The organism is Streptomyces sp. NRRL F-5650 (assembly GCF_000721365.1).
In the GTDB taxonomy this organism is placed as follows: domain Bacteria; phylum Actinomycetota; class Actinomycetes; order Streptomycetales; family Streptomycetaceae; genus Streptomyces; species Streptomyces ardesiacus.
The window spans coordinates 83,370-104,925 of record NZ_JOGV01000019.1; the positions used below are offsets into that span (position 1 = coordinate 83,370).

Genomic DNA, 21,556 nt, shown 5'->3' on the forward strand with positions numbered 1-21,556 from the left:
CCACAGCCGTTCGAGGAGGGGGGGGCTACGCTCCGCCGCGGCGCGGTTTGATGGCGGTCAGGTCCAGGTCCATCGGGAAGGGCGCGCTCACCTTCATGCGCTCGCGGAAGATGCCGACGCTCGTGTAGGCGCGGGTGGTGGGCTCCAGCTCGAAGGCGTGGACGACGGCGAGGCCCTTCTCGTTCTCCACCCGCCAGTAGTGGGAGATGCCCGCCCGGGCGTACTTCAGGGGCTTGGTCTCGCGGTCGCGGGAGACGGACTCCGCGGAGACGACCTCGATGGCCAGGGTGACGGCCTCGGCGGGGTAGCGGGTCTGCTCCGGGTCGTCCACCACGTCGCCCCGCACGACGATCACGTCCGGCTCCGGCCGGTTCTGCCGGTCGATGTCGATGGTGAACTCTCGGACGACCTCGAACTCCGCCGGGGCGAGGGATTGAAGCTGCCAGTTGAAGAAGTCGACAGCGCGTGAGTGGAAAAGAGTCTGCGGACTCACGAAGACGAGGCTCCCGTCGATCAGCTCCGTGTGCGGTGGCAGGTTCGGAAGCCGGTCAAGGTCGTCTGCGGTCCAGCCGCCCTCCGGCGGGACCGGCCAGTCGGGTGCGGACGCCTTCGGTGCGACGCTCATCAGTGCTCCCATGGGACGGAGTCTCGCGGGTGCAATCAGACTATCCGCCGCAAACGGACGGGTCTCCCGCGAACGTGTGAACGATCGTCGTGTCCTTGACGTGGGCCGCGTCGGACAGCCTGTGGATAACTCCGGGGCTGTCGGCGCGGCCCCCTATCGTGGAGGCAGTGGTCGGGGCAGGACGGACCAGACAGACCGGATGGGCGAGGCAGTACGTACGGGGGACGAGACGATGGGCGGGACGGGCGTGATCGGCGAGATGACTGAGGCGGCGCAGGTGAGGGACGGGGACAGCGAGGCGCTGGCCACCCTGCACCGGGTCTTCGGGTACGAGGCCTTCCGCGGCGAGCAGGAGGCGATCGTCGAGCACGTGATCGCCGGTGGCGACGCCGTCGTGCTCATGCCGACCGGTGGCGGAAAGTCCCTGTGCTATCAGATCCCGGCCCTGGTCAGGCCGGGCACGGGCATCGTGGTGTCCCCCCTGATCGCGCTGATGCAGGACCAGGTGGACGCGCTGCGGGCCCTCGGTGTGCGGGCCGGGTTCATGAACTCCACGCAGGACTTCGACGAGCGGCGCGTGGTGGAGGCCGAGTTCCTGGCCGGCGAGCTGGACCTGCTGTACCTGGCACCCGAGCGGCTGCGCCTGGACAGCACCCTCGACCTGCTCTCCCGCGGCAAGATCTCCCTCTTCGCCATCGACGAGGCGCACTGCGTCTCCCAGTGGGGCCACGACTTCCGGCCCGACTACCTCGCCCTGTCGCTGCTCGGCGAGCGCTGGCCGGACGTGCCGCGCCTGGCGCTCACGGCGACGGCCACCGACGCCACCCACCGCGAGATCACCGAGCGGCTGAACATGCCGGCGGCGCGGCACTTCGTGGCCAGCTTCGACCGCCCCAACATCCAGTACCGGATCGTGCCGAAGTCCGACCCCAAGAAGCAGCTCCTCGGCTTCCTGCGCGAGGAGCACCCCGGGGACGCGGGCATCGTGTACTGCCTCTCGCGCAACTCGGTCGAGAAGACCGCCGAGTTCCTCTCGCGCAACGGAGTCGAGGCGGTGCCGTACCACGCGGGCCTGGACGCGGGCACCCGCGCGGCGCACCAGTCGAGGTTCCTGCGCGAGGAGGGCCTGGTGGTCGTCGCGACCATCGCCTTCGGCATGGGCATCGACAAGCCGGACGTGCGGTTCGTCGCCCACCTGGACCTGCCCAAGTCGGTCGAGGGCTACTACCAGGAGACCGGCCGCGCGGGGCGTGACGGCCTGCCCTCCACGGCCTGGATGGCGTACGGGCTCAACGACGTCGTACAGCAGCGCAAGCTGATCCAGATGGGCGAGGGCGACGAGGCGTTCCGCCGCCGCGCCCAGTCCCACCTGGACGCCATGCTCGCGCTGTGCGAGACAGCCCAGTGCCGCCGCGGCCAGCTCCTGGCCTACTTCGGGCAGGACCCGGACCGGGCCGGGTGCGGCAACTGCGACACCTGTCTGGCCCCGCCCGAGACCTGGGACGGCACGGTGGCCGCGCAGAAGGTGCTCTCGACGGTGGTGCGGCTGAAGCGCGAGCGCGGGCAGAAGTTCGGCGCCGGGCAGATCATCGACATCCTGCTGGGCAAGCGCACCGCCAAGGTGATCCAGTTCGACCACGACCAGCTCTCCGTGTTCGGCATCGGCGAGGAGCTGACCGAGGGCGAGTGGCGGGGCGCGGTCCGGCAGCTACTGGCCCAGGGGTTGCTCGCGGTCGAGGGGGAGTACGGCACGCTGGTGCTGACCGACACCAGCGGCGAGGTCCTGCGGCGCGAGCGTGAGGTGCCGCTGCGCAAGGAGCCCAAGAAGCCCGCGGCGTCCAGGCCGGCGGGCGGCGGGCGCGGCGAGCGCAAGGCGAGGACGGCAGCGGCCGAGCTGCCGCCGGAGCTGGTCCCCGCCTTCGAGGCGCTGCGGGCCTGGCGTGCGGAACGGGCGCGTGAGCAGGGCGTCCCCGCGTACGTCATCTTCCACGACGCCACCCTCCGGGAGATCGTCACCGCCTGGCCCACCTCGGTCGGGCAGCTCGGCGGCATCAGCGGGGTCGGCGAGAAGAAGCTGGCGACGTACGGCGAGGGTGTGGTCGAGGTGCTGGCGGGACTGGAGGGACCGGGCTCCGCCCCGGCGCCCGCAGCCAGCCCGGCGCCCGCGCCCGCCCCCTCCCCGTCGGAAGGGCCGGGCACCGGCCCCGATGCGCACGGCGGCGGAGACGACTGGCCCGAGCACGAGCCGGAGCCCGAGCCGGAGGACTGGATATAGGGACTCGCCGGAGGGGAGCCTCCGTTCCCGTCCCCGGTGTCACAACGCCCGGGCCGCGTACGCCCTGACGTCGGCGTCCGTGTCGCCGGTGACGGTGGCGAGCGCCGTACGGGCGTCCTCGGTGGCGGCCGTGTGCCGGGTCAGGGCGAGGACGGCCGCCTTGCGGACGTCGGCGTTCCGGTCGGCGAGGGCCTTGGCGAGGACGGGGACCGCGTGCTCGGAGCCGGCCGCGGACAGTGCGGTGGCGGCGCCCGCCCGTACCTGCCAGGCGGGGTCGGACAGGGCGGTGACCGCACGGGCCGCCAGTGGGCCGGGGCAGCCGGTGTCCGCCAGGGCCGCGAGGGCGGCGCCGCGGACCAGGACGTCGGGATCCCCGGTGAGCCGGTCGAGCGCACCCCCGGTGCGGGGCGCCGCCCGCAGCGTCCCCAGCGCCTTGGCGACCGCGACCCGCACCTCGCGGGAGGGATCCTCGGCGGCCGGGGAGAGCGACTCCGCCGCGTCCAGCGAGACCAGCCCGCGCACCGCCTCGATGCGCACCGGGGCGTCGGGGTCGCGGAGGGCGGCGGCGAAGGTGCCGGTGCTGCCCAGCCGCAGGATGCGCAGCAGGTCGAGTGCGGTGGCACGGACGACGGGGTCGGCCTGGGCCAGTGCCTCGGCGAGGGACTCGCTCAGAGCGGCTTCGGGCGTCAGCGTTTCGGCCAGTTCCCGCAGGGAGGCGGCCGCGGCGGCGCGCACTTCGCCGTCCGGATCGGACAGGGCGGCGGCGAGTGCCGGGCCGGTACCCGCCGGGACGGTCTCGGTGAGCACGGTGACCGCCGTGCGCCGGACGCCCGGCTCGGGATCGGACAAGTAGGGGAGGAGGGCGGAGAGTTCGGGTTCGTTCTCGGCCAGGGCGAGCAGTTCCAGCAGCCTGGGCGAACTGGCGGCGCCGGGCTCGGCGGCGGCCGGGGCGGACCCGGTGGCTGGCGCGGACCCGGTGGCCGGGGCGGACGTGGGGAGGGCTCCGGTGGCGACCGGCGGGGCGTCGCGGTCACCGGCCGTCGCCACCTGCTCCGGGTGCACCTCGCCGAGGTGCCGGGAGGGGCCGCCGACCGGAGTGAACTCGTCTACCGGTACCAGATAGGGAGCCACGGGACGTGCCGTGAACTCCATCGCACCGGAGGGGGACTTGTGCAGATCGAGGTGGTGGAACCAGGACGCGTCGTCGCGCTCGGGGATGTCGACGCGCTCGTGGTAGAGGCCCCAGCGGGACTCCGTGCGGGCCAGGGAGGCCCGGGCGGCCATCTCCGCGCAGTCGCGGATGAAGGTGACCTCGGCGCAGCGCATCAGCTCGTGCGGAGTGCGGGCGCCCATCGCCGCGACGTCCGCGCGCATCCGCTCGAAGGACTCCAGGGCGAGCGACAGCCGGGCACCGGACTTCGGCGGGGCGACGTAGTCGTTGACGAAGCGCCGCAGCTTGTACTCGACCTGGGGCTGCGGCGGGCCGTCGGGGTTGCGCAGCGGGCGGTAGACCAGCTCGTGCGCGTCGCGCAACTGGTCCGGCGGCAGCTCACCCGTGTAGGCCGCGTACTGGGCGGCGTCCGCGCCCGCCAGGTCGCCGAAGACGAACGCGCCGATCATGTAGTTGTGCGGCACGCAGGCCAGGTCGCCGGCCGCGTAGAGGCGGGGGACGGTGGTGCGGGCGTGGTCGTCGACGCGGACGCCGGAGGCGGAGTGGCCGCCGCACAGGCCGATCTCGGAGATGTGCATCTCCACGTCGTGGGTGCGGTAGTCGTGGCCGCGGCCGGCGTGGAAGGTGCCGCGGGTCGGGCGTTCGGTGGAGTGCAGGATCGACTCCAGGGCGGAGACGGACTCCTCCGGGAGGTGACTGAGCTTCAGGTACACCGGTCCGCGGTCGCTGGCGACCTCCGCCGCGAACTCGGCCATCATCTGCCCCGACCAGTAGTCGGAGTCGACGAAGCGCTCGCCGTGCCGGTTGACCTGGTAGCCGCCGAACGGGTTGGCGACGTAGGCGCAGGCCGGGCCGTTGTAGTCCTTGATCAGCGGGTTGATCTGGAAGCACTCGATGCCGGTCAGTTCGGCGCCCGCGTGGTAGGCCATGGCGTAGCCGTCACCGGCGTTGGTGGGGTTCTCGTAGGTGCCGTACAGGTAGCCGGAGGCGGGCAGTCCGAGCCGGCCGGCGGCTCCGGTCGCGAGGATCACGGCGCCCGCGCGGACGGTCACGAAGCGTCCGGTGCGGGTGTTGAAGCCCGCCGCACCGACCGCCCGCCCCTCCGCCGTCAGGACCCGCACCGGCATGACCCGGTTCTCGATGCGGATGCGTTCGCGCATCTCGCGCCGCCGCAACTGCCGGTACAGCACTTTCTTGACGTCCTTGCCCTCCGGCATCGGCAGCACGTAGGAGCCGGACCGGTGCACCTGGCGGACGGCGTAGTCGCCGTGCTCGTCCTTCTCGAACTTCACCCCGTACGACTCCAGACGCTGCACCATGGCGAAGCCGCGGACGGCGGTCTGACGGACGGTGGACTGATCGACGATGCCGTCGTTGGCGCGGGTGATCTCGGCGACGTAGTCGTCGGGTTCGGCGCGGCCGGGCACGACGGCGTTGTTGACGCCGTCCATGCCCATGGCGAGGGCGCCGGAGTGACGGACGTGGGCCTTCTCCAGCAGCAGTACGTTCGCGCCGTGCTCGGCGGCGGTCAGCGCGGCCATCGTGCCGGCGGTACCGCCGCCGACGACGAGGACGTCGCAGGAGAGTTCTTCGGCGTCGGTGAGGGCGGGGATCTCCACCAGGGTGCCTTTCAGGTGCCGAGGGATGTCAGGACGTCGCGCCGCAGCGTCACGCGTGCGGGGTCGTCGTGCGCGGCGCGGTCCCGGGGGCGGGGCACGGCGCGTACGCCGGCCAGGTGGCCGGCGCCGAGCAGGGCGACGCGGTCGCCGAGGAACAGGGCCTCGTCCACGTCGTGGGTGACGAAGACGACGGTGGCTCCGGTGCCGTGCAGTACCTCCACCAGCAGGTCCTGCATGCCGGTCCGGGTCTGGGCGTCGAGCGCGCCGAAGGGCTCGTCCATCAGGATGGCGCGGGGGCGTCCGGCGAGCGCACGGGCCAACTGGGCGCGCTGGCGCTGTCCCCCGGAGACCCGGTGCGGCAACTGCCGCGCCTGGGCGGCGAGTCCGACCCGTTCCAGCAAGGCCGCCGCCTGCGCCCGGCGTTCGGCGCGGGGCAGGCCCTGGACGGCGAGGGGGAGTTCGACGTTGGCGCGCAGGGTGCGCCAGGGCAGGAGGGCGTCCTCCTGGAAGACCAGCGCCCGGTCCGCGCCCGGTCCCTGGATCGGCCGCCCGTCCTGTTCCGCCGTTCCGGCCAGCGGCGGCAGCAGACCGGCCAGCGTGCGCAGCAGGGTCGACTTGCCGCATCCCGAGGGGCCGACCACGGTGAGGATCTCGCCGGGGCGCACGTCGACGTGCACACCGCTCAGTGCGGGCGCGTCCGGCCGGCCCAGGGTCGCGTCGCGCAGGGTGAGCCGGGTGCCGCGGGCAGACGTCCCGGTGTCCGCACCGGTCTTGGTCACGGCCCTGGTCCCGGCCACGGCCCTGGTCCCGGTCCCGGCCCTGGTCCCGGTCCCGGCCCTGGTCCCGGTCCCGGGCCCGGTCACGGATCTGGACCCGGCCCCAGATCCTGTCCCGGTCTCAGTCTCGGACGAGGTGCTCATCGGGTGCCTCCTCGGTCTGGGCGCGGGCGTCCTCGCGTACGGCGGTCTTGGCGGGCGGGGCCGTCGCACCGGCCCGCGAGGGCTTGGGACGGGCGGCGGGGCCGGACAGCGTGCGCGGCAGCCAGCGGGTCAGGCGGCGGCCCAGCAGTTCCACGGCGGTGGAGGTCAGCCAGCCGAGCACGCCGATGGTGACCATGCCGACGAAGACGCCGGGGTAGTCGACGACCGTGTAGTCCTGCCAGGTGCGGTAGCCCACGCCGTACTGACCGGAGATCATCTCGGCGGAGATCACACAGATCCACGAGACGCCGATGCCGACGGACAGGCCGCCGAAGACACCGGGCAGCGCGCCCGGCAGGACCACCGAGCACAGGACGCGCCACCGGCCGCCGCCCATGGTGCGGACCGCCTCCTCCCACACGGGGGACAGCGCCCGGACCGCGTGCCGGGTGGAGACCAGGACGGGGAAGAAGGCGGCGGCGCAGGTGATGAAGACGATGCCCTGCTCGTTGGAGGGGAAGAGCAGGATCGCCACGGGGACCAGGGCGATGGCGGGAATGGGGCGGACCACTTCGAGGACCGGGCCGAGCAGGTCCTCGGCGAGCCGGGAGCGGGCCACCAGCACGCCCGTGGCCACGCCCAGGACGGCCGCGAGCAGGAATCCGGTGAGGATGCGGGTCAGGCTGTCGGTGAGGTCGGTCCAGTAGTCCGGCCCCGCCAGCCGGTCGGCGAAGGTGCGGGCGACGTCGGTGACGGTGGGGAACTGCGAGAAGCGCAGCCACACGTCGATGTCCTGGCTGGTCAGCACCTGCCACAGGCCCAGGGCGACGGCGAGCGAGGCGACCCGCAACGCGTAGCGCAGGGAGCGGATCACGAGGCTCGCTCCAGCGCCTCGGCGTATGTGACGACGCGTGCTCCGCCGTGCCCGGCGATGTACGCCCGCGCGGTCTCCGGTGCGACGAACGGCAGCAGTTCGGCGCCGTCGGCCACCCACACCGCCTGGTCGGCGAACCACAGGGTGCCGGTGGTGGTGTCGGGGACGTAGGCGGCGCGGACCTGGTCGCGGTGTCCAGCGACGTGCTTCAGCAAGGCGACGGGGGAGGAGAAGGAGAGCGTCTTGCGTCCGCCCTCGGGCCAGACCTCGCCGGCCGGCTTCGGGGGCGTGGCGGCGAGCCGCTCGGCGTACGCGGCCGGACCGAGCGCCTTCTTCACGTACTGGTCGTCGACGAAGGCGTCCACGTCCACGTCGCCGGTGAGTTTCGCGTCCTTGAGGACCGAGACGTCCTCCTTGAGGGCCGCGACGAGCTGGGGCTTGATCGCCGGGTCGAAGGTGGCGATGCCCTGGGCGCCGTTGTAGAGGTAGACGGCCTCGGCGGGCAGACCGGTGGCCTTCGCGACCTTCTCGGCGGCGCCCACGGGATGCGCGTCCAGATAGTCGGTCGCCTGGGCCTGGGCCCTGAGGAACGCCTCCAGCACGGCGGGGCGCTTCTTGGCGAACTCCTCGACCACGGTGACGCCGTGGAAGGTGGGCAGGTCCAGCCGCGCCCCGTCGTACAGGGCCTTCGCCTTGCCCTGGTGGGCGAGCAGGCCGGGCCAGGCGACGAACTGCGACAGGGCGTCCGTGCTTCCCGCGTCCAGGGCCGAGGCGCCCACGGCCGGCTGCTGGTTGAGCTTGTCGATGTCCTTCGCGGGATCGAGCCCGGCGCGTCGCAGGGCGCGTACGAGGGTGCCGTCGGCGGCGGAACCGACGCTCGTCGACACCTTCTTGCCCTTGAGGTCCGTCAGGGAGGTCAGAGAGGAGCCGGGGGCGACGACGACGGTGTTGAGGCCGCCGCGGAGGTTGTAGCCGGTGACCGAGACCATGCGGGTCGGCTTGCCGAGCTGCTTGCCGCGGGCCGCGTTGATGAGCAGGGGGAAGTCGCCCATCGAGCCGATGTCGATCTTCCCGGCGGTCATCTGGGCGGTGATGGGCGCGCCGGTCGCGTAGTCCTGCCAGTCGACCTTGTAGGTGACGCCGTCGCGGAGGGAGTTGAGCTGCTTCTCGAAGTAGCCGAGGGAGCGCAGGAGGGTGCCGGCGGTGACCGTGTTGATCGTCCTGGACTGGTAGCCGACGGTCACGGTGACCGTGGAGCCGTTCCCGTCGGCGGACGCGTTCCCGCCGCAGGCGGTGAGGGGGAGGAGCAGGGCCAGGGAGGCGGCGACGGCGGGCAGGGGGAGCGTGGTGCGTTCGGGTTTCATGGGGAGTCGGCCTCTCACCGGAGCAGGTAGGGCATGTTGACCGTGACCGCTCCGGTGGGGCAGCGGGCGGCGCAGGGGCCGCAGTACCAGCACTCGTCGACATGCATGTACGCCTTGCCGTTGCGCTCGTCGATGGCGAGGGAGTCCAGCGGGCACATGTCCACGCAGAGCGTGCAGCCTTCGATGCACTTCGACTCGTCGATGGTCACGGGCACGTCGGCCCGCTGGGGCGCCAAGGGCATGGCTGTCTCCAGGGAGGGGGCACGAAAGGGGTGTTCTCAGGGAGGAGATGAGGAGAGGCAGGGGTCACACGGAGCGGTGCAGCAGGCCGCTCATCGTGATGCGGTCGCCGCGGAAGCGGACGAACTCCAGGTCGACCGGGCGGCCGTCGGCGAGGTGGGTGAGCCGTTCCAGCATGAGGACCGCCGTGCCGCGCGGGGCCTCCAGTACGGCGGCGGAGTGCGCGTCGGCGGTGACGGCCTCCAGGGTGATCTCGGCGTGGCCGAGTGGCCGGCCGGTGACGGATTCCAGGAGCCGGAAGACGTCGGTGTTCTCCAGGTCGGCGCCGAGCAGGGCGGTGCCGATGTCGAGGGGGAGGTAGGTGAGGTCGAGGGAGAGGGGGACGCCGTTCAGGCGGCGCAGGCGCTCGATGTAGAGGACGTCCGCGCCGGGCGGGACGCGGAGGCGTTCGGCGACGGGGGCGGGGGCCGGGACGGGAACGGTGGTGCGCACCTCGTTGGTGACGCGGCCGTGTTCGTGCAGGGTCTCCGCGAGGCCCATCAGACGGTCGAGCCCGTGGGCGTACTTGCGGGCCACGACCACGGTGCCGAGCCCCGGCTGACGGGCCACGAGACCTTCGGCGCGCAGCAGGTCGAGCGCCTGGCGGACGGTGTTGCGGGTGGTGCCGTAGTCGGCGGCGAGGGTGTCCTCGTGAGGGAGGGCGCCGTCGGGGAAGGCGTCGCCGAGGAGCTGGCAGCGGAGCAGGTCGGCCAGTTGACGGGCCCGGTCCGCGCGCAGCCGACGCCGCGTGCGGTGGGCGGTGACGGTGGTCGCGCCCTGCCCGGCGTGGTCTCGGATGCGGTCGGTGGGCGGCATGGCTGGAACCATACATATGCGGCTCTGTCAGTGGTGTTGCTGGAATGTTGCGCCACCTGGGGCTCCGCCGGGTACCGCGATGAGCTGCGGTTTTCCGGGAATTGGGCCAGATCTGCCACCGGTGGGGCAGGGGTCCGGCGAGGGTCGCGCCCGGCGTCCGCGGAGCACCGCCGTCCCCACCCGCCGCCGCCCCAGCGGCGGCACGACTGCCCGCAACCGCAGCCGCAGCCGTATCCGCTGGGGGAGCCGCAGCCGCGCACCCGGGTCAGGCCAGTGCGGTCAGCCCCGGGGCGAAGGTGATCAGGAGGGGGAGCAGGGGGACCAGGGCCGCTGTCGCCGTGGTCAGGGCTCTGTGGCGGCGGGGCAGGCGCGGCCGGGGCTCCAGGAGGCGGTCGACCCGTTCGCCCAGGAGACGGTGGCTGGAGGCGCAGGACAGGACCCCGCGGTGCTGGTTCAGCTCGATCAGGGCCAGCGCGGTGGTCAGGTGGCCGCAGCGCCGGGACGCGGTGTCGTCGGCCGACAGTTCGACCAGGCGGTGGGTCTGGTCGCAGAAGTGGGCGAAGAGCGGGACGCTCGGGAAGCCGGTGGCCAGCGCGGTGGACAGGTGCAGCAGCCAGTCGTGGCGGGCCCGGGCGTGACCGCGCTCATGGGTGAGGACGGCGTCGAGCTGGTGGTCGGTGAGCCGGTGCAGGGCGCCGGTGGTGACGATGAGCTGGGGCGGGCTGCCGGGCATCCACCAGGCGTCCGGGTACTCGTCCTCCAGGACCAGCAGGGGGCCGCGGGCGGCGGGGAGCCCGGCGGGCAGGTCGGGGGCGCGTTCGCGCAGGTGGGCGCGGGAGCGGGCACGCCGACGACGGGCCTCGACGAGTTCGCGGGCGAGCATCGCGGTCGTCCAGGCGGCACCACCCGCCAGCACCAGGGTGAGGACGGCTGCCCAGACCGGTCCGGCGGAGAGGTTGTACGCCGCGGTCACCGCGGGCGGCGCCGGGGCGAAGAGCTGGGCGCGGACGGTGCCGAAGACGGCCGTGGCGCCGAGCACGAGCGCCGTCAGACAGCAGAGCAGCACGGTCGCGACCAGGCACTGCCACACCCACAGCGCGACCACGGGATCCCGCTCGGGCCACGCCGAACGGGTCAGCGCGCGGGGCACCGGGACCGCGGCGGTCACGGCGACGACGAACAGCAGGAGCAGGCAGACGGTCATGCCACTGGCTCCGGATCCTGGTCGAAGGATGGGCGGCTCTGGCTGTACAGGGGCTGTGCGGGGGCTGTGCTGTGCGGAGTCGGACGGTGCGCCGTGCCCCGGACCGCCCCGGCCCGCGGCGCACACCGCCCGACGCCAGTATGACGGGGCCGGGCGGTGCGAGTCAGGTGCCGGAGGCCACCGGATACGAAATCCGGGCCGTGCGGCGCTGCGTCGCACGGCCCCACGCCCTATGGCCCTATGGCCCTATGGCCCTATGGCCCTACGCCCGTGCGGCGGACGCACGACCGCACGACCGCACGACCACACGGCCGCACGGCCGCCGCACGGCCTACGCGCGTCCCGTCGGACTCCCGTCGGACTCCCGCCCCCCGGTGTGAGGCTTCCGTCGGGCGTGCGACGGACGTCCGTCAGGACTCCCGGCCGCCGGTCACCCGGCCGGTGACGTCGCCCAGCCCCACCCGGACGCCGCCCGGTCCCGGTGCCCATGCCGAGAGGGTCACCACGTCGCCGTCCTCCAGGAACGCCCGCTTGCCGTCGGGGAGTTCCAGCGGCTCGCGGCCGTTCCAGGTCAGCTCCAGCAGCGACCCCCGTTCCCGCTCGGCGGGCCCGCTCACCGTGCCCGAGCCGTAGAGGTCGCCGGTGCGCAGCGAGGCGCCGTTGACCGTCATGTGGGCCAACTGCTGGGCAGCCGTCCAGTACATGGTGGAGAACGGCGGCTCGGAGACGACGTGGCCGTTGACGGCGACGGAGATCCGCAGGTCGTAGCCGCCGGGTTCGTCGTGGCCGCCGTCGGTGTCGTCCAGGTAGGGCAGCAGCGGGTGCGTGCGCTCGGGCGGGGCCACCCTCGCCTCCTCCAGGGCGTCCAGCGGGGTGATCCACGCAGACACCGACGTGGCGAAGGACTTGCCGAGGAAGGGGCCGAGGGGGACGTACTCCCAGGCCTGGATGTCGCGCGCCGACCAGTCGTTGAGCAGGCACAGCCCGAAGACGTGCTCGCGGAAGTCGCCGAGCGCCACCGGGCTGCCGAGTTCCGACGGCACGCCCACGACGAAGCCGACCTCGGCCTCGATGTCGAGCCGGACGGACGGGCCGAAGACGGGAGCGGCGTCGGACGGCGCCTTGCGCTGCCCCGACGGGCGGACGACGTCCGTGCCGGAGACGACGACCGTGCCGGAGCGTCCGTGGTAGCCGATCGGGAGGTGTTTCCAGTTCGGGGTGAGGGAGTCGGCGGCGTCGGGGCGGAAGATCTGGCCGACGTTCCTGGCGTGGTTCTCGGAGGCGTAGAAGTCGACGTAGTCGGCGACTTCGAAGGGCAGGTGCAGGGTCACCGACGACAGCGGGTGGAAGAGGGGTTCGAGGGTCTCGCGGTGGGAGGGCACCGTCAGCCACGCCGTCAGCGCCCGCCGCACGTCCGACCAGGCCGTGCGCCCGGCGGCCAGCAGGGGGTTGAGGGTGGGCCGCGCGAGCAGGGACGCGTACGGCGAGCCGAGCGCGTGGGCCGCCGCGCCCGCGTCGAGGACGTGGTCGCCGAGCCGGACGCCCACCGTCCGCTCCCGTGAGCCGGGGATCGAGAACACGCCGTACGGAAGGTTGTGCGGGCCGAAGGGGTCGCCCTCGGGGACATCGAAGGGGGGCATCGGGTGCTGCCTCGCTTTCGTGCTCGCCATGTGCGCCGTGCGCGCTGTGTGTCGTGCGGGCCACGTTACGGGTGAGGCACCGGTCTTGGGCAGTGCGACCGGAGGGGGCGCCCCGGCGTGGCCGCAGGCGGCGCGCGGCGTGGCCGGTGAGCGGCGCCCGGGCCCCCGCGGCGCCGCTCACCGGCGCGGAAGCCCGGAGTGGCTCAGCCGATGATGTGTCAGGTTGTGTGCACGATCGGGCGTCCGCGTGCATCCGCGGCCGGGTTCGAAGGCACTCGCTACGTCCTCGTTCGGAAGCGGTCGCGGGTGAGTCCGAAGGGTGCGGTGTCCGTATTCTCTGATCATGGACCGCACCACGTATTCCCTAGTCGCCACCGACCTGGACGGCACGCTGCTCCGCGGCGACGACACCGTCTCCGACCGGTCGCTGGCCGCGCTGGCGCGGGTCGCCGGGGCGGGTGCGCGGCACCTGGTGGTGACGGGCCGGCCGGCCCCCCGGGTGCGTTCCCTGCTCGACCGCCTCGGCTGCACGGGGCTCGCGGTCTGCGGGCAGGGCGCGCAGGTGTACGACGCCGGCGCCCACCGCATGCTGTGGTCCGTCACCCTGGACCGGGAACTGGCCGAGACCGCGCTCGGCAAGATCGAGGCGGAGGTGGGCCAGGTGTCCGCCGCCGTCGACCAGGACGGCGTCGGGGGGCTGACCCTCATCGAGCCGGGCTACCTGATGCCCCACCCCACTCTGCCCGCGGTGCGCGTCGAGCGGCGCGAGGAGCTGTGGTCCACGCCGATCAGCAAGGTGCTGCTGCGCCACCCCGAGCTGACCGACGACGAGTTGGCGGCGACGGCGCGCGCGGTGGTCGGTTCCCTCGCGACGGTCACCATGTCGGGGCCCGGCACGGTCGAACTCCAGTCGTGCGGCATCACCAAGGCGACCGGTCTGGCGCTGGCCGCCGAGCACCTCGGCCTGGAGCGGCGGCGGACGATCGCCTTCGGAGACATGCCCAACGACATTCCCATGTTCCAGTGGGCGGCCCACGGCGTCGCCATGGCCGACGCCCACCCGGAACTCAAGGCGGTGGCCGACGAGGTCACCACGACGAACGAGGACGACGGCGTGGCCGTCGTCCTCGAGCGGATCTTCGGTGTCTCCTAGCCGCGCTGCCGCGGCGTCTCCCGGCCGCGATGCCGCGGCGGCGCGGCTCAGTACGCGCTGAAGACGTTGTCCATCGAGCCGTAGCGGTCGGCCGCGTAGTTGCAGGCGGCGGTGATGTTGGCGACCGGGTCGTACGGGTCCCAGGAGGTGCCGGGCACGTGGTACGCCTGGAAGGTCGGGTCGATCACCTGGAGCAGGCCCTTGGACGGGGTGCCGTTGACGGCGTTGATGTCCCAGTTGTTGATGGCGTACGGGTTGCCGGAGGACTCCCGCATGATGTTGCGGTGGATGCCGTCGTAGGTCCCGGGGATGCCGTGCTGCGCCATGATGGCGAGCGACTCGCGGATCCAGCCGTCGAGGTTGTTCGGGTACGTCGTCGTCGCCGTGGCGGCGGTGGTGGCGGCCGCCGGGGCGGCGGAGGCGGTGGTGGCGCCGATGAGCGGCAGCGCGAGCACCGCGGCACCGGTGCCGGCCACGGCGAGCTTGCGGGCGAGGCGGCCCGTGCGGGCGTGACGGTTCAGACCGTTGGCAGACATGCTGTGTCCCTCTCCTTACGCCTGCGAGGTGAGCTGTCGGGTTCGGGCGGGGAGGTGCCCGGCCGCGCCCTGACGGGTACGGCTTCACCCCGAGCCGCCCCGGTGGTGACCGGTGCGGCGACTTACCTTGGGTCCCCCGCTCCTGCCGGCGAGTGTGTTGGGTGGATGACGGTGCGACGGGCGGTGGCAGGATTCGGCGTCCGCCCGACAGGCCGGGAACGTATGCGAGAGCACATGTCCGGAACAAGTGCAGGAATCACCCAACGTGCTAGTTGACCTTGGTCTGGGCCGTTTGAGGCTCTTGATCGTTTGCGGTTGCCAAGCCTCAACTGGCTTGTGGGGCAAAGGGAGGGCACAGGTTGCGGCGAGGTTGTCCGCAGGCGGGCCGGAGTGAGCCAACTCACTGGACTCAACAAGCGCGGCAAAACGGGCATTAAGCGCAATCATTCCCCAATCGGCCGCGGGTCGGGAGGGCTTCGGGTGTCGGGCGCGGGAGAGGGGGAAGTGGGGTGTGGAGTGCGACCGCGGGTGGGCCCGTGGGTGCCGGTCGGCGGCAGTGGTGCGGGGTGTGGGCGCGCATGTCGATCGGGTGACGTTCCGGGGGTGCGTGCCGTTGTGGGAAGTGGTGGGATCTTGGACGGCGGCTTCCGGCCCGCTCGTCCTGTCCGGCCCGCTCGTCCCCTCCGGGGGTGCCGCCCGTCCGGGGTCCCGTCCGTCCGGTCCGGGGTCCGGCTCGTCCGTCTGGCGATATCGATCAAAATCTGCTCATATCACCTGATCAAAAACATACCGTTCATGATCTGATTCCGACCGGCCTGTAACGGTGGGCGCTAGCGGTGATCGAAACGTGACCGGATACGCTGACTTGAGTGGTGGCAGCGACCTATCGACAAACCAGGTAATCGCCAGTAGACACCAGCAGACAGGAGACCCCTCGTGACCGTCGTCGGGCCGTTCGGGCTGAGCGTGCGGGACCAGGCTCTGGAAGCCGATGTCCAGGCCGGATTGGTTGCTGTCGAGGAAGGGTTGCTTGAGGCAACCAAAAGCGAGGTGCCGTTCATCACGGAGGCCGCCCAGCACCTGGTGCGGGCCGGCGGCAAACGGTTCCGGCCGCTGCTGGTGATGCTCTCGGCCCAGTTCGGCGACCCCTACGCCCCGGGGATCGTGCCCTCGGCCGTGGTCGTGGAGCTGACCCACCTCGCCACGCTGTATCACGACGACGTGATGGACGAGGCCGCCGTGCGGCGCGGGGTGCCCAGCGCGAACACCCGCTGGGGCAACTCGGTCGCGGTCCTCACCGGCGACTTCCTCTTCGCCCGCGCCTCGCAGATCCTCGCCGACCTCGGACCCGAGGCCGTCCGTGTCCAGGCCCTCGCGTTCGAGCGGCTGGTCACCGGCCAGATCCTGGAGACGGCGGGACCGCAGGACGGCCGCGACCCGGTCGACCACTACCTGGACGTCCTGGGCGGCAAGACCGGCTCGCTGGTGGCGGTCTCCTGCCGTTTCGGCGCGATGATGTCCGGCGCCGACGAGACGGTGGTCGACGTGCTCACCCAGTACGGCGAGCGGCTCGGTGTCGCCTTCCAGCTCGCCGACGACGTCCTGGACATCGCCTCCGACTCCGACGAGTCCGGCAAGACGCCCGGCACGGACCTGCGCGAGGGCATCCCCACCCTGCCCGTACTGCGGCTGCGCGAGCGGGCGGCCCGGCTGGGGCTCGCCGAGGACGTCGCCCTGTGCGAGCTGCTCGACTCCGACCTGAGCGACGACGCCCGGCACGCCGAGGCGCTGCGCCTGCTGCGCGCCCACCCCGCACTGGAGCAGGCGCGCAAGGACACCGTCCGGTACGCCAAGGAGGCCCGCGCCGCGCTGGCCCCGCTGCGGGAGTGCGACGCGAAGGCCGCGCTGGTGGAGCTGTGCGACGCGGTGGTGCACCGCGCCGGGTGACCGCCGCCCCCGCCCGCATCGTGTCGCCCGCCCCGCCCCGCGTCGCACGCCCCCTCCGTGCCGTCCGCCGAGTGCCGTATCCCGCCCCCTACGGGCCGGAGGAGCCGTCGCCCGTCCGTGTCATCCCGCAGGAGTAGGCGGAGTTGAGCCCGCGGTCTGACGCCTGCGCGGCGGTGATTTGGTCAGATGGACACCACGGAACACACCAATCCTCACCGATTCGGGTGAGAATGGCGGCTCACGGGAACGAGTGCGAGGTCGCGAGACAGCCGCCGCCGACGACGGAGGTAGGGCACACATGGCACCGATCGATTCCGACGACAACACGACCGCGGGGGAGGGCGAGGAGCTGCGCGCCGGACGGCGCAAGGCCGCGCGGTACGTCGTCCCGGTCGCGGTGATGGGGGTGGCGGCCGCGACGATCGGCCTCGTACCGGCGCTCGCCGACTCCGGGGACCCCGATCTGCCGAAGGTCACGGCGGAGCAGCTCATCGAGAAGATCGCCAAGTCGGACGTCGAGCAGATGTCCGGCACGGTGCGCATCAACACCGACCTGGGCCTGCCGGACCTCGGCGGACTGGAGAGCGGCCTGCTGTCCGGCATGTCCGCGGGCCCCGGCTCCGGCGGGGACGGCAAGGGTTCCGCCGCCGACCCCTCGGCCAGGCTCACCGAGCTGGTGTCCGGCAGCCACACGCTGCGCGTCGCGGCCGACGGCCCCGACCGGCAGAAGCTGTCCCTGCTGGAGAACGCCGCCGAGTACAGCCTCGTCCACAACGGCGACGACGTCTGGGGCTACGACAGCCGGTCCAACGAGGTCTACCACTCCACCGCGCCCGCGGGCGAGGGACGGCCGGGCAAGGGCACGCCGGACAAGGACGTGCCGGCCACGCCGAAGGACTTCGCCGAGCAGGCGCTCAAGGCGGTCGACGACACCACGTCCGTGACCGTCCACGGCACCGCCCAGGTGGCCGGCCGGGACGCCTACCGCCTCGTCGTGGAGCCCAAGCAGGACGGTTCCACGGTCGGTGCGATCACCGTGGCCGTGGACGCCGAGACCGGCATGCCGCTGAAGTTCACGCTGACCCCGGCGAGCGGCGGCGCCGCCGTGGTCGACGTGGGCTTCACCAAGGTCAGCTTCGCGAAGCCGGACGCGTCGACGTTCGACTTCACGCCGCCCAAGGGGGCGAAGGTCACCGAGGGCGACACGGGCGCCAAGGCTCCCGAGCACGGGCGCCCGGCCGAGGGCGACCTCGCCGCGGGGCTGGACGGCGCGGGCGGCCTGGACGGCCTCAAGGTGATCGGCGAGGGCTGGAACTCGATCGCCACCTTCGACACCGGCGCCCGGGGCGGCCTGCCCACGGGCTCTCCGGGCGGCGACCTCGGTGGCCTCGGCGACCTCGGCGGATTCCTCGGCTCCTTCGGCGACCAGGTCAAGGGCGACTTCGGCTCGGGCACGGTCTTCAAGACCCGCCTCGTCAACGCCCTGATCACCGACGACGGCAAGGTCTACGCCGGTGCGGTCACCAAGGACGCCCTGGTCAAGGCGGCCGACGCCGCGCAGTAGGACGTACGCGGCACGCCCCCTCGCCCGGCGTGAAAGGCGGTGCGAGGGAGACGGAGGGGACAAGAGAAGCGAGGGAGCCGATGGCCGAACCGTCCGCCACGGAGCCGGGTCGCCCGGACCGCGCGCCGGACCGAGTGCCGGACCGCGCGTCGGAGCGGGGCCCGGCGCGGGAGGGTGGCGACGAGGCCGTCATCGCCACCCGCGGGCTCACCAAGCGCTACCGCGGCGGACAGCTCGCCGTCGACGGTCTGGACCTGACCGTCCCGGCGGGCAGCGTCTTCGGCTTCCTCGGCCCCAACGGCTCCGGCAAGACCACCACCATCCGCATGCTGATGGGACTGATCGAGCCCACGTCGGGCAGCGCCCGGGTGCTCGGACTGCCCATGCCGCGAGCCTCCCGCGCAGTACTGCCCCGGGTCGGCGCCCTCATCGAGGGCCCGGCCCTGTACGGCTTCCTCTCCGGCCGGGACAACCTGCTGCGCTACGACGCCGCCGACCCGACCGCCGATCCGCGCACCCGGCGCGAGCGTGTCGCCGCGGCGCTGGACAGGGTGGGCCTCGCGGCGGCGGGCGGCAAGAAGGCCAAGGCGTACTCGCTCGGCATGAAGCAGCGGCTGGGCCTCGCCGCGGCGCTGCTCCAGCCGCGCCGCCTGCTGGTGCTGGACGAGCCGACCAACGGGCTCGACCCCCAGGGCATGCGCGAGATCCGCACCCTCGTGCGCGAACTGGCCTCCGACGGCACCACCGTCTTCCTCTCCTCCCACCTGCTGGACGAGATCGAGCAGGTGTGCACCCACGCCGCCGTGATGGCGCAGGGGCGGCTGATCGTCCAGGGCGCGGTCGCCGACCTGGCGGCCGGAGCCCGCGGCCGGCTGGTGGTGACCACGCCGGACCCGGGCGACGCCGCCCGGGTGCTGAAGGAGCAGGGGGCCGCGGACGTGGTCGTCGAGGGCGACCGGGTGACGGCGGAGCCGCCGGAGCGGGACCTCGCCGAGGTGAACGCGGCGCTGGTCGCGGCCCGTGTCCGGGTCCGGGGCTTCACCTTGGAACGGGCCTCGTTGGAGGACGCGTTCGTGGCGCTGACCGGGGAGGGTTTCGATGTCGCGGGCTGAGGTGCGGGAGGAGACCACGGCCGCGGTGCCGGGTCCAGTGGTGGTGCGGTCCGCGAGCCCGCTGTGGTCCCTCGGGCTGCTCCGCAGCGAGCTGCTGACGACCTTCCGGCGCTGGCGCACCCTCGCCCTGCTGGCCGTGCTCGCCGCCGTGCCGGTCCTGGTCGGCGTCGCCGTACGGATCGAGACGGGTGACGGGTCCTCGCTCGGCGGCGGGGGCGGTGGCGGCGAGGGCCCGGCGTTCATCTCGCAGATCAGCAACAACGGGCTGTTCCTGGTCTTCACCGCGCTCGCCGCGACGCTCCCGTTCTTCCTGCCCATGGCCGTCGGCGTCGTCGCGGGCGACGCGATCGCGGGCGAGGCGAGCGCGGGCACGCTCCGCTACCTCCTGGTCGCCCCGGCCGGCCGCACCCGGCTGCTGCTCACCAAGTACGCGACGGTGATCGCCTTCTGCCTCGCCGCGACCCTGGTCGTCGCGGTCTCGGCGCTCGCGGTGGGCGCGCTGCTGTTCCCGGCCGGTGACCTGACCACCATCTCCGGCACCCGGATCGGCTACGCCGAGGGCCTGGGGCGGGCACTGCTGATCGCCCTGGTGGTGGCCGCCTCGCTGGTCGGCGTCGCGGCCCTCGGCCTGTTCGTCTCCACCCTGACGGGCAGCGGCATCGCGGCGATGGCGACCACGGTCGGGCTGCTGATCACCGTGCAGATCCTCGACCAGATCCCCCAGCTCGACGCCCTCCAGCCGTACTTCTTCTCGCACTACTGGCTGTCCTTCGCCGACCTGATGCGCGAACCGGTCTACTGGGACGACCTGGTCAAGAACCTGGGTCTCCAGGCCCTCTACGCGGCGGTCTTCGGCTCGGCGGCCTGGGCGAGGTTCACGACGAAGGACGTCACCGCGTAGCCGCCGGGCCGGCCTCCTCGTACGGGAAGCGCGCGAAGGGGGCCTCCTGCGCGAAGAAGGTCTTGGCGCGTGCCAGCGCCTCCGTGTCCCGCAGGACGTCGCCCGGCTTGCTGCCGTTGCCCAGCAGTACGCCGCCGAAGCGCATGCCCATGTACGCCGCCGAGTTGTTCAGGGCGCCGATCAGCGGGTCGGCCACCTCGTGCTCCTCGTGGGCGAGCACGGTGACGCCCCACAGGGTGCGGCCGGCCAGGGTCGCCTTGAAGTCCAGGCCGGGGGTGCGCAGCCAGCCGGACCAGTGGTCGAGGTAGTGCTTGACCGGTGTGGAGAGCGTGTACCAGTACAAGGGCGAGGCGATGACGATGTCCGTGGCGTCGAGGGTCGCGTCGAGCAGCAGGCGCGCGTTGCCCTCCGTGGGGCGCGTGTGGTCGCTGTCGTGCCGCAGGTCCGCGAACTCGGGCAAGGGGTGGCGGGCCAGGTCGATCCAGCGCTGCTCGACGTCGGCGGGCAACTGGTCGGCGGCGCGGCGGGCGAGCAGTTCGGTGTTGCCGTCCGGGCGGGTGCTGCCCGGCAGGAAGAGGAAGCGGCGCGTCATGAGGACCCCAGATTTGGTCGGCGACAGACGGTAACCTGCGTATGCAGTATATGCACATGCATTAAGAGGCTCCACGTATACGTGGTCATCGACGGGCGTGACCTCCTGGAACGAGCCTGTGACACCCCGGTGACGCCAGAATGGGGGGCGAGCGGCGAGACTCGACTGTAGGTGCACGACAGGCATGACAGGCTCTGGACGGCAGGGGACGTTGAACCGCCGACGGAAGCCGCCGATGAGTGGGGGAACGATGTCTCGACTCGGCCGCGACAAGCAGCGGGAGCACGAGGGCGCCGAGCGCTCGCCCGATTCCGTGGCGACGCCGATCGACGTCCACGTACCGGAGGGCGGCCCCGGCGTGCGCGGGGCCCGCGTCGACGGCTCACTGGTCGTCGCGACGCCGGGCGAGGAGATCCAGAACGCCGTCCTGAACCGCCTCCACCGCCTCGCCCTCGCCGCCGGCCACCCGGTCCTCGCCACCATCCACGACCGACGCCTCGGCTACTCCGTCCCCCTCCGCGTCGACCCGGACGGCTCCAGCCACCTCACCGGGGACCCGACACCGACGGCCCCGTCGTCGGCGGACTCGTCGTCGTCGGCTCGCGCATCGGCGGACTCGTCGTCGTCGGCCCCCGCCCCGGCGGACCCGGCGTCAGCGGCTCCCGCCCCGGCGGACCCGGCGCCGGCCGACCCCGAGGGCACACCCGTCCGGCACGACCTGGCCACGCACGTCCTGCGCCTGGTGACCCCGGCCGGGGACGGCGTGCCGACGTTCACGCTGCGCGCCCTGCCGGAGCCGACCCGGGCTACGCCGCCGGGCACGCCGGCGCCGCCGACCGGCGTCTTCGGACCGCCGCCCGTCATGGACGGTGCCGGGACGGCCGGCACCCCGGAAGACCCGGAGCCGCGGCCCACGCCCACCCCAGCCCCACACTCAGCCTCAACCCCAGCCCCAGCCCCAGCC

At 72.8% G+C, this 21,556-nt stretch carries 17 protein-coding genes, 1 pseudogene and 1 riboswitch; of the genes and pseudogenes, 7 read left to right on the forward strand and 11 right to left on the reverse strand.

Features of this window, described 5'->3' with window-relative positions; translation table 11 throughout:
- Window positions 1–25: 25 nt before the first annotated feature.
- Complete coding sequence (locus IG88_RS0119165) at window positions 26–625, reverse strand: Uma2 family endonuclease (RefSeq protein ID WP_031042379.1); 600 nt, start codon at window positions 623–625, stop codon at window positions 26–28.
- Window positions 626–857: 232 nt separating this feature from the next.
- On the opposite strand from IG88_RS0119165, the gene recQ reads away from it, so the two are divergent.
- The gene (gene recQ / locus IG88_RS0119170) at window positions 858–2,900 is read left to right on the forward strand and encodes a DNA helicase RecQ (RefSeq protein ID WP_031042381.1); all 2,043 of its coding nucleotides are present in this window, start codon (window positions 858–860) and stop codon (window positions 2,898–2,900) included.
- A gap of 39 nt (window positions 2,901–2,939) precedes the next feature.
- Here the strand turns inward: recQ and IG88_RS0119175 are convergent, their stop codons facing one another.
- The 8 genes from IG88_RS0119175 to fahA all read right to left on the reverse strand — a co-directional run bounded on the left by IG88_RS0119175 (window position 2,940) and on the right by fahA (window position 12,787).
- Window positions 2,940–5,690: a fumarate reductase/succinate dehydrogenase flavoprotein subunit gene (locus tag IG88_RS0119175; RefSeq protein ID WP_107452220.1), complete on the reverse strand. Its 2,751-nt coding sequence runs from the start codon at window positions 5,688–5,690 to the stop codon at window positions 2,940–2,942.
- 11 nt (window positions 5,691–5,701) lie between these two features.
- A complete protein-coding gene (locus tag IG88_RS0119180) occupies window positions 5,702–6,610 on the reverse strand; it encodes an ABC transporter ATP-binding protein (RefSeq protein ID WP_199807471.1) in 909 nt (302 codons plus the stop codon).
- Window positions 6,588–7,484, reverse strand: coding sequence for an ABC transporter permease (locus IG88_RS0119185; RefSeq protein WP_031042386.1), 897 nt, complete (start codon window positions 7,482–7,484; stop codon window positions 6,588–6,590). Before IG88_RS0119185 ends, IG88_RS0119180 begins: the two co-directional genes overlap by 23 nt.
- On the reverse strand, window positions 7,481–8,848 hold the full coding sequence (locus tag IG88_RS0119190) for an ABC transporter substrate-binding protein (RefSeq protein ID WP_031042388.1): 1,368 nt from the start codon (window positions 8,846–8,848) through the stop codon (window positions 7,481–7,483). The genes IG88_RS0119185 and IG88_RS0119190 overlap by 4 nt, the downstream gene beginning before the upstream one ends.
- Window positions 8,849–8,862: 14 nt before the next feature.
- Window positions 8,863–9,090 carry a 4Fe-4S dicluster domain-containing protein gene (locus tag IG88_RS0119195; protein ID WP_030145386.1) on the reverse strand — a complete coding sequence of 76 codons (228 nt, stop codon included), beginning with the start codon at window positions 9,088–9,090 and terminating at the stop codon, window positions 8,863–8,865.
- Window positions 9,091–9,154: 64 nt separating this feature from the next.
- Window positions 9,155–9,943 carry a GntR family transcriptional regulator gene (locus IG88_RS0119200; RefSeq protein WP_031042392.1) on the reverse strand — a complete coding sequence of 263 codons (789 nt, stop codon included), beginning with the start codon at window positions 9,941–9,943 and terminating at the stop codon, window positions 9,155–9,157.
- Between the two features lie 265 nt (window positions 9,944–10,208).
- The gene (locus IG88_RS0119205) at window positions 10,209–11,147 is read right to left on the reverse strand and encodes a M56 family metallopeptidase (RefSeq protein ID WP_031042393.1); all 939 of its coding nucleotides are present in this window, start codon (window positions 11,145–11,147) and stop codon (window positions 10,209–10,211) included.
- 410 nt (window positions 11,148–11,557) lie between these two features.
- Window positions 11,558–12,787, reverse strand: coding sequence for a fumarylacetoacetase (gene fahA, locus IG88_RS0119210; protein WP_031042396.1), 1,230 nt, complete (start codon window positions 12,785–12,787; stop codon window positions 11,558–11,560).
- 343 nt (window positions 12,788–13,130) lie between these two features.
- Between fahA and IG88_RS0119215 the strand changes: the two genes are divergently transcribed.
- Window positions 13,131–13,940 (forward strand): HAD family hydrolase, encoded by an 810-nt coding sequence (locus IG88_RS0119215; RefSeq protein ID WP_031042397.1) that lies wholly within the window; start codon window positions 13,131–13,133, stop codon window positions 13,938–13,940.
- A 47-nt stretch (window positions 13,941–13,987) separates the two neighbouring features.
- Here the strand turns inward: IG88_RS0119215 and IG88_RS0119220 are convergent, their stop codons facing one another.
- On the reverse strand, window positions 13,988–14,476 hold the full coding sequence (locus IG88_RS0119220) for a transglycosylase SLT domain-containing protein (RefSeq protein WP_031042406.1): 489 nt from the start codon (window positions 14,474–14,476) through the stop codon (window positions 13,988–13,990).
- A gap of 4 nt (window positions 14,477–14,480) precedes the next feature.
- Window positions 14,481–14,637, reverse strand: a riboswitch (cyclic di-AMP (ydaO/yuaA leader).
- 775 nt (window positions 14,638–15,412) lie between these two features.
- Between IG88_RS0119220 and IG88_RS0119225 the strand changes: the two genes are divergently transcribed.
- From IG88_RS0119225 to IG88_RS0119240, 4 genes are all read left to right on the forward strand, one after another.
- On the forward strand, window positions 15,413–16,423 hold the full coding sequence (locus IG88_RS0119225; RefSeq protein WP_031042407.1) for a polyprenyl synthetase family protein: 1,011 nt from the start codon (window positions 15,413–15,415) through the stop codon (window positions 16,421–16,423).
- 298 nt (window positions 16,424–16,721) lie between these two features.
- Window positions 16,722–17,987: a LolA family protein gene (locus IG88_RS0119230; RefSeq protein WP_031042408.1), complete on the forward strand. Its 1,266-nt coding sequence runs from the start codon at window positions 16,722–16,724 to the stop codon at window positions 17,985–17,987.
- Between the two features lie 80 nt (window positions 17,988–18,067).
- On the forward strand, window positions 18,068–19,099 hold the full coding sequence (locus IG88_RS0119235; RefSeq protein ID WP_031042421.1) for an ABC transporter ATP-binding protein: 1,032 nt from the start codon (window positions 18,068–18,070) through the stop codon (window positions 19,097–19,099).
- A complete protein-coding gene (locus IG88_RS0119240; RefSeq protein ID WP_031042424.1) occupies window positions 19,086–20,000 on the forward strand; it encodes an ABC transporter permease in 915 nt (304 codons plus the stop codon). The genes IG88_RS0119235 and IG88_RS0119240 overlap by 14 nt, the downstream gene beginning before the upstream one ends.
- Here IG88_RS0119240 and IG88_RS0119245 read toward each other — a convergent pair.
- Window positions 19,990–20,592 (reverse strand): flavodoxin family protein, encoded by a 603-nt coding sequence (locus tag IG88_RS0119245; protein WP_031042427.1) that lies wholly within the window; start codon window positions 20,590–20,592, stop codon window positions 19,990–19,992. The genes IG88_RS0119240 and IG88_RS0119245 overlap by 11 nt on opposite strands.
- Before the next feature lie 250 nt (window positions 20,593–20,842).
- On the opposite strand from IG88_RS0119245, the pseudogene IG88_RS0119250 reads away from it, so the two are divergent.
- Window positions 20,843–21,556: pseudogene (locus tag IG88_RS0119250) on the forward strand (tetratricopeptide repeat protein); the annotation flags it as partial.

Excerpts from the sequence above, each read along its gene's own strand:
- IG88_RS0119220 (WP_031042406.1), bottom strand. The coding sequence starts at position 14,476 with ATGTCTGCCAACGGTCTGAACCGTCACGCCCGCACGGGCCGCCTCGCC.
- IG88_RS0119240 (WP_031042424.1), top strand. The coding sequence starts at position 19,086 with ATGTCGCGGGCTGAGGTGCGGGAGGAGACCACGGCCGCGGTGCCGGGT.
- IG88_RS0119195 (WP_030145386.1), bottom strand. The coding sequence starts at position 9,090 with ATGCCCTTGGCGCCCCAGCGGGCCGACGTGCCCGTGACCATCGACGAG.
- IG88_RS0119245 (WP_031042427.1), bottom strand. The coding sequence starts at position 20,592 with ATGACGCGCCGCTTCCTCTTCCTGCCGGGCAGCACCCGCCCGGACGGC.
- IG88_RS0119165 (WP_031042379.1), bottom strand. The coding sequence starts at position 625 with ATGAGCGTCGCACCGAAGGCGTCCGCACCCGACTGGCCGGTCCCGCCG.
- IG88_RS0119230 (WP_031042408.1), top strand. The coding sequence starts at position 16,722 with ATGGCACCGATCGATTCCGACGACAACACGACCGCGGGGGAGGGCGAG.
- IG88_RS0119190 (WP_031042388.1), bottom strand. The coding sequence starts at position 8,848 with ATGAAACCCGAACGCACCACGCTCCCCCTGCCCGCCGTCGCCGCCTCC.
- recQ (WP_031042381.1), top strand. The coding sequence starts at position 858 with ATGGGCGGGACGGGCGTGATCGGCGAGATGACTGAGGCGGCGCAGGTG.
- IG88_RS0119200 (WP_031042392.1), bottom strand. The coding sequence starts at position 9,943 with ATGCCGCCCACCGACCGCATCCGAGACCACGCCGGGCAGGGCGCGACC.
- IG88_RS0119180 (WP_199807471.1), bottom strand. The coding sequence starts at position 6,610 with ATGAGCACCTCGTCCGAGACTGAGACCGGGACAGGATCTGGGGCCGGG.
- fahA (WP_031042396.1), bottom strand. The coding sequence starts at position 12,787 with ATGCCCCCCTTCGATGTCCCCGAGGGCGACCCCTTCGGCCCGCACAAC.
- IG88_RS0119205 (WP_031042393.1), bottom strand. The coding sequence starts at position 11,147 with ATGACCGTCTGCCTGCTCCTGCTGTTCGTCGTCGCCGTGACCGCCGCG.
- IG88_RS0119235 (WP_031042421.1), top strand. The coding sequence starts at position 18,068 with ATGGCCGAACCGTCCGCCACGGAGCCGGGTCGCCCGGACCGCGCGCCG.
- IG88_RS0119215 (WP_031042397.1), top strand. The coding sequence starts at position 13,131 with ATGGACCGCACCACGTATTCCCTAGTCGCCACCGACCTGGACGGCACG.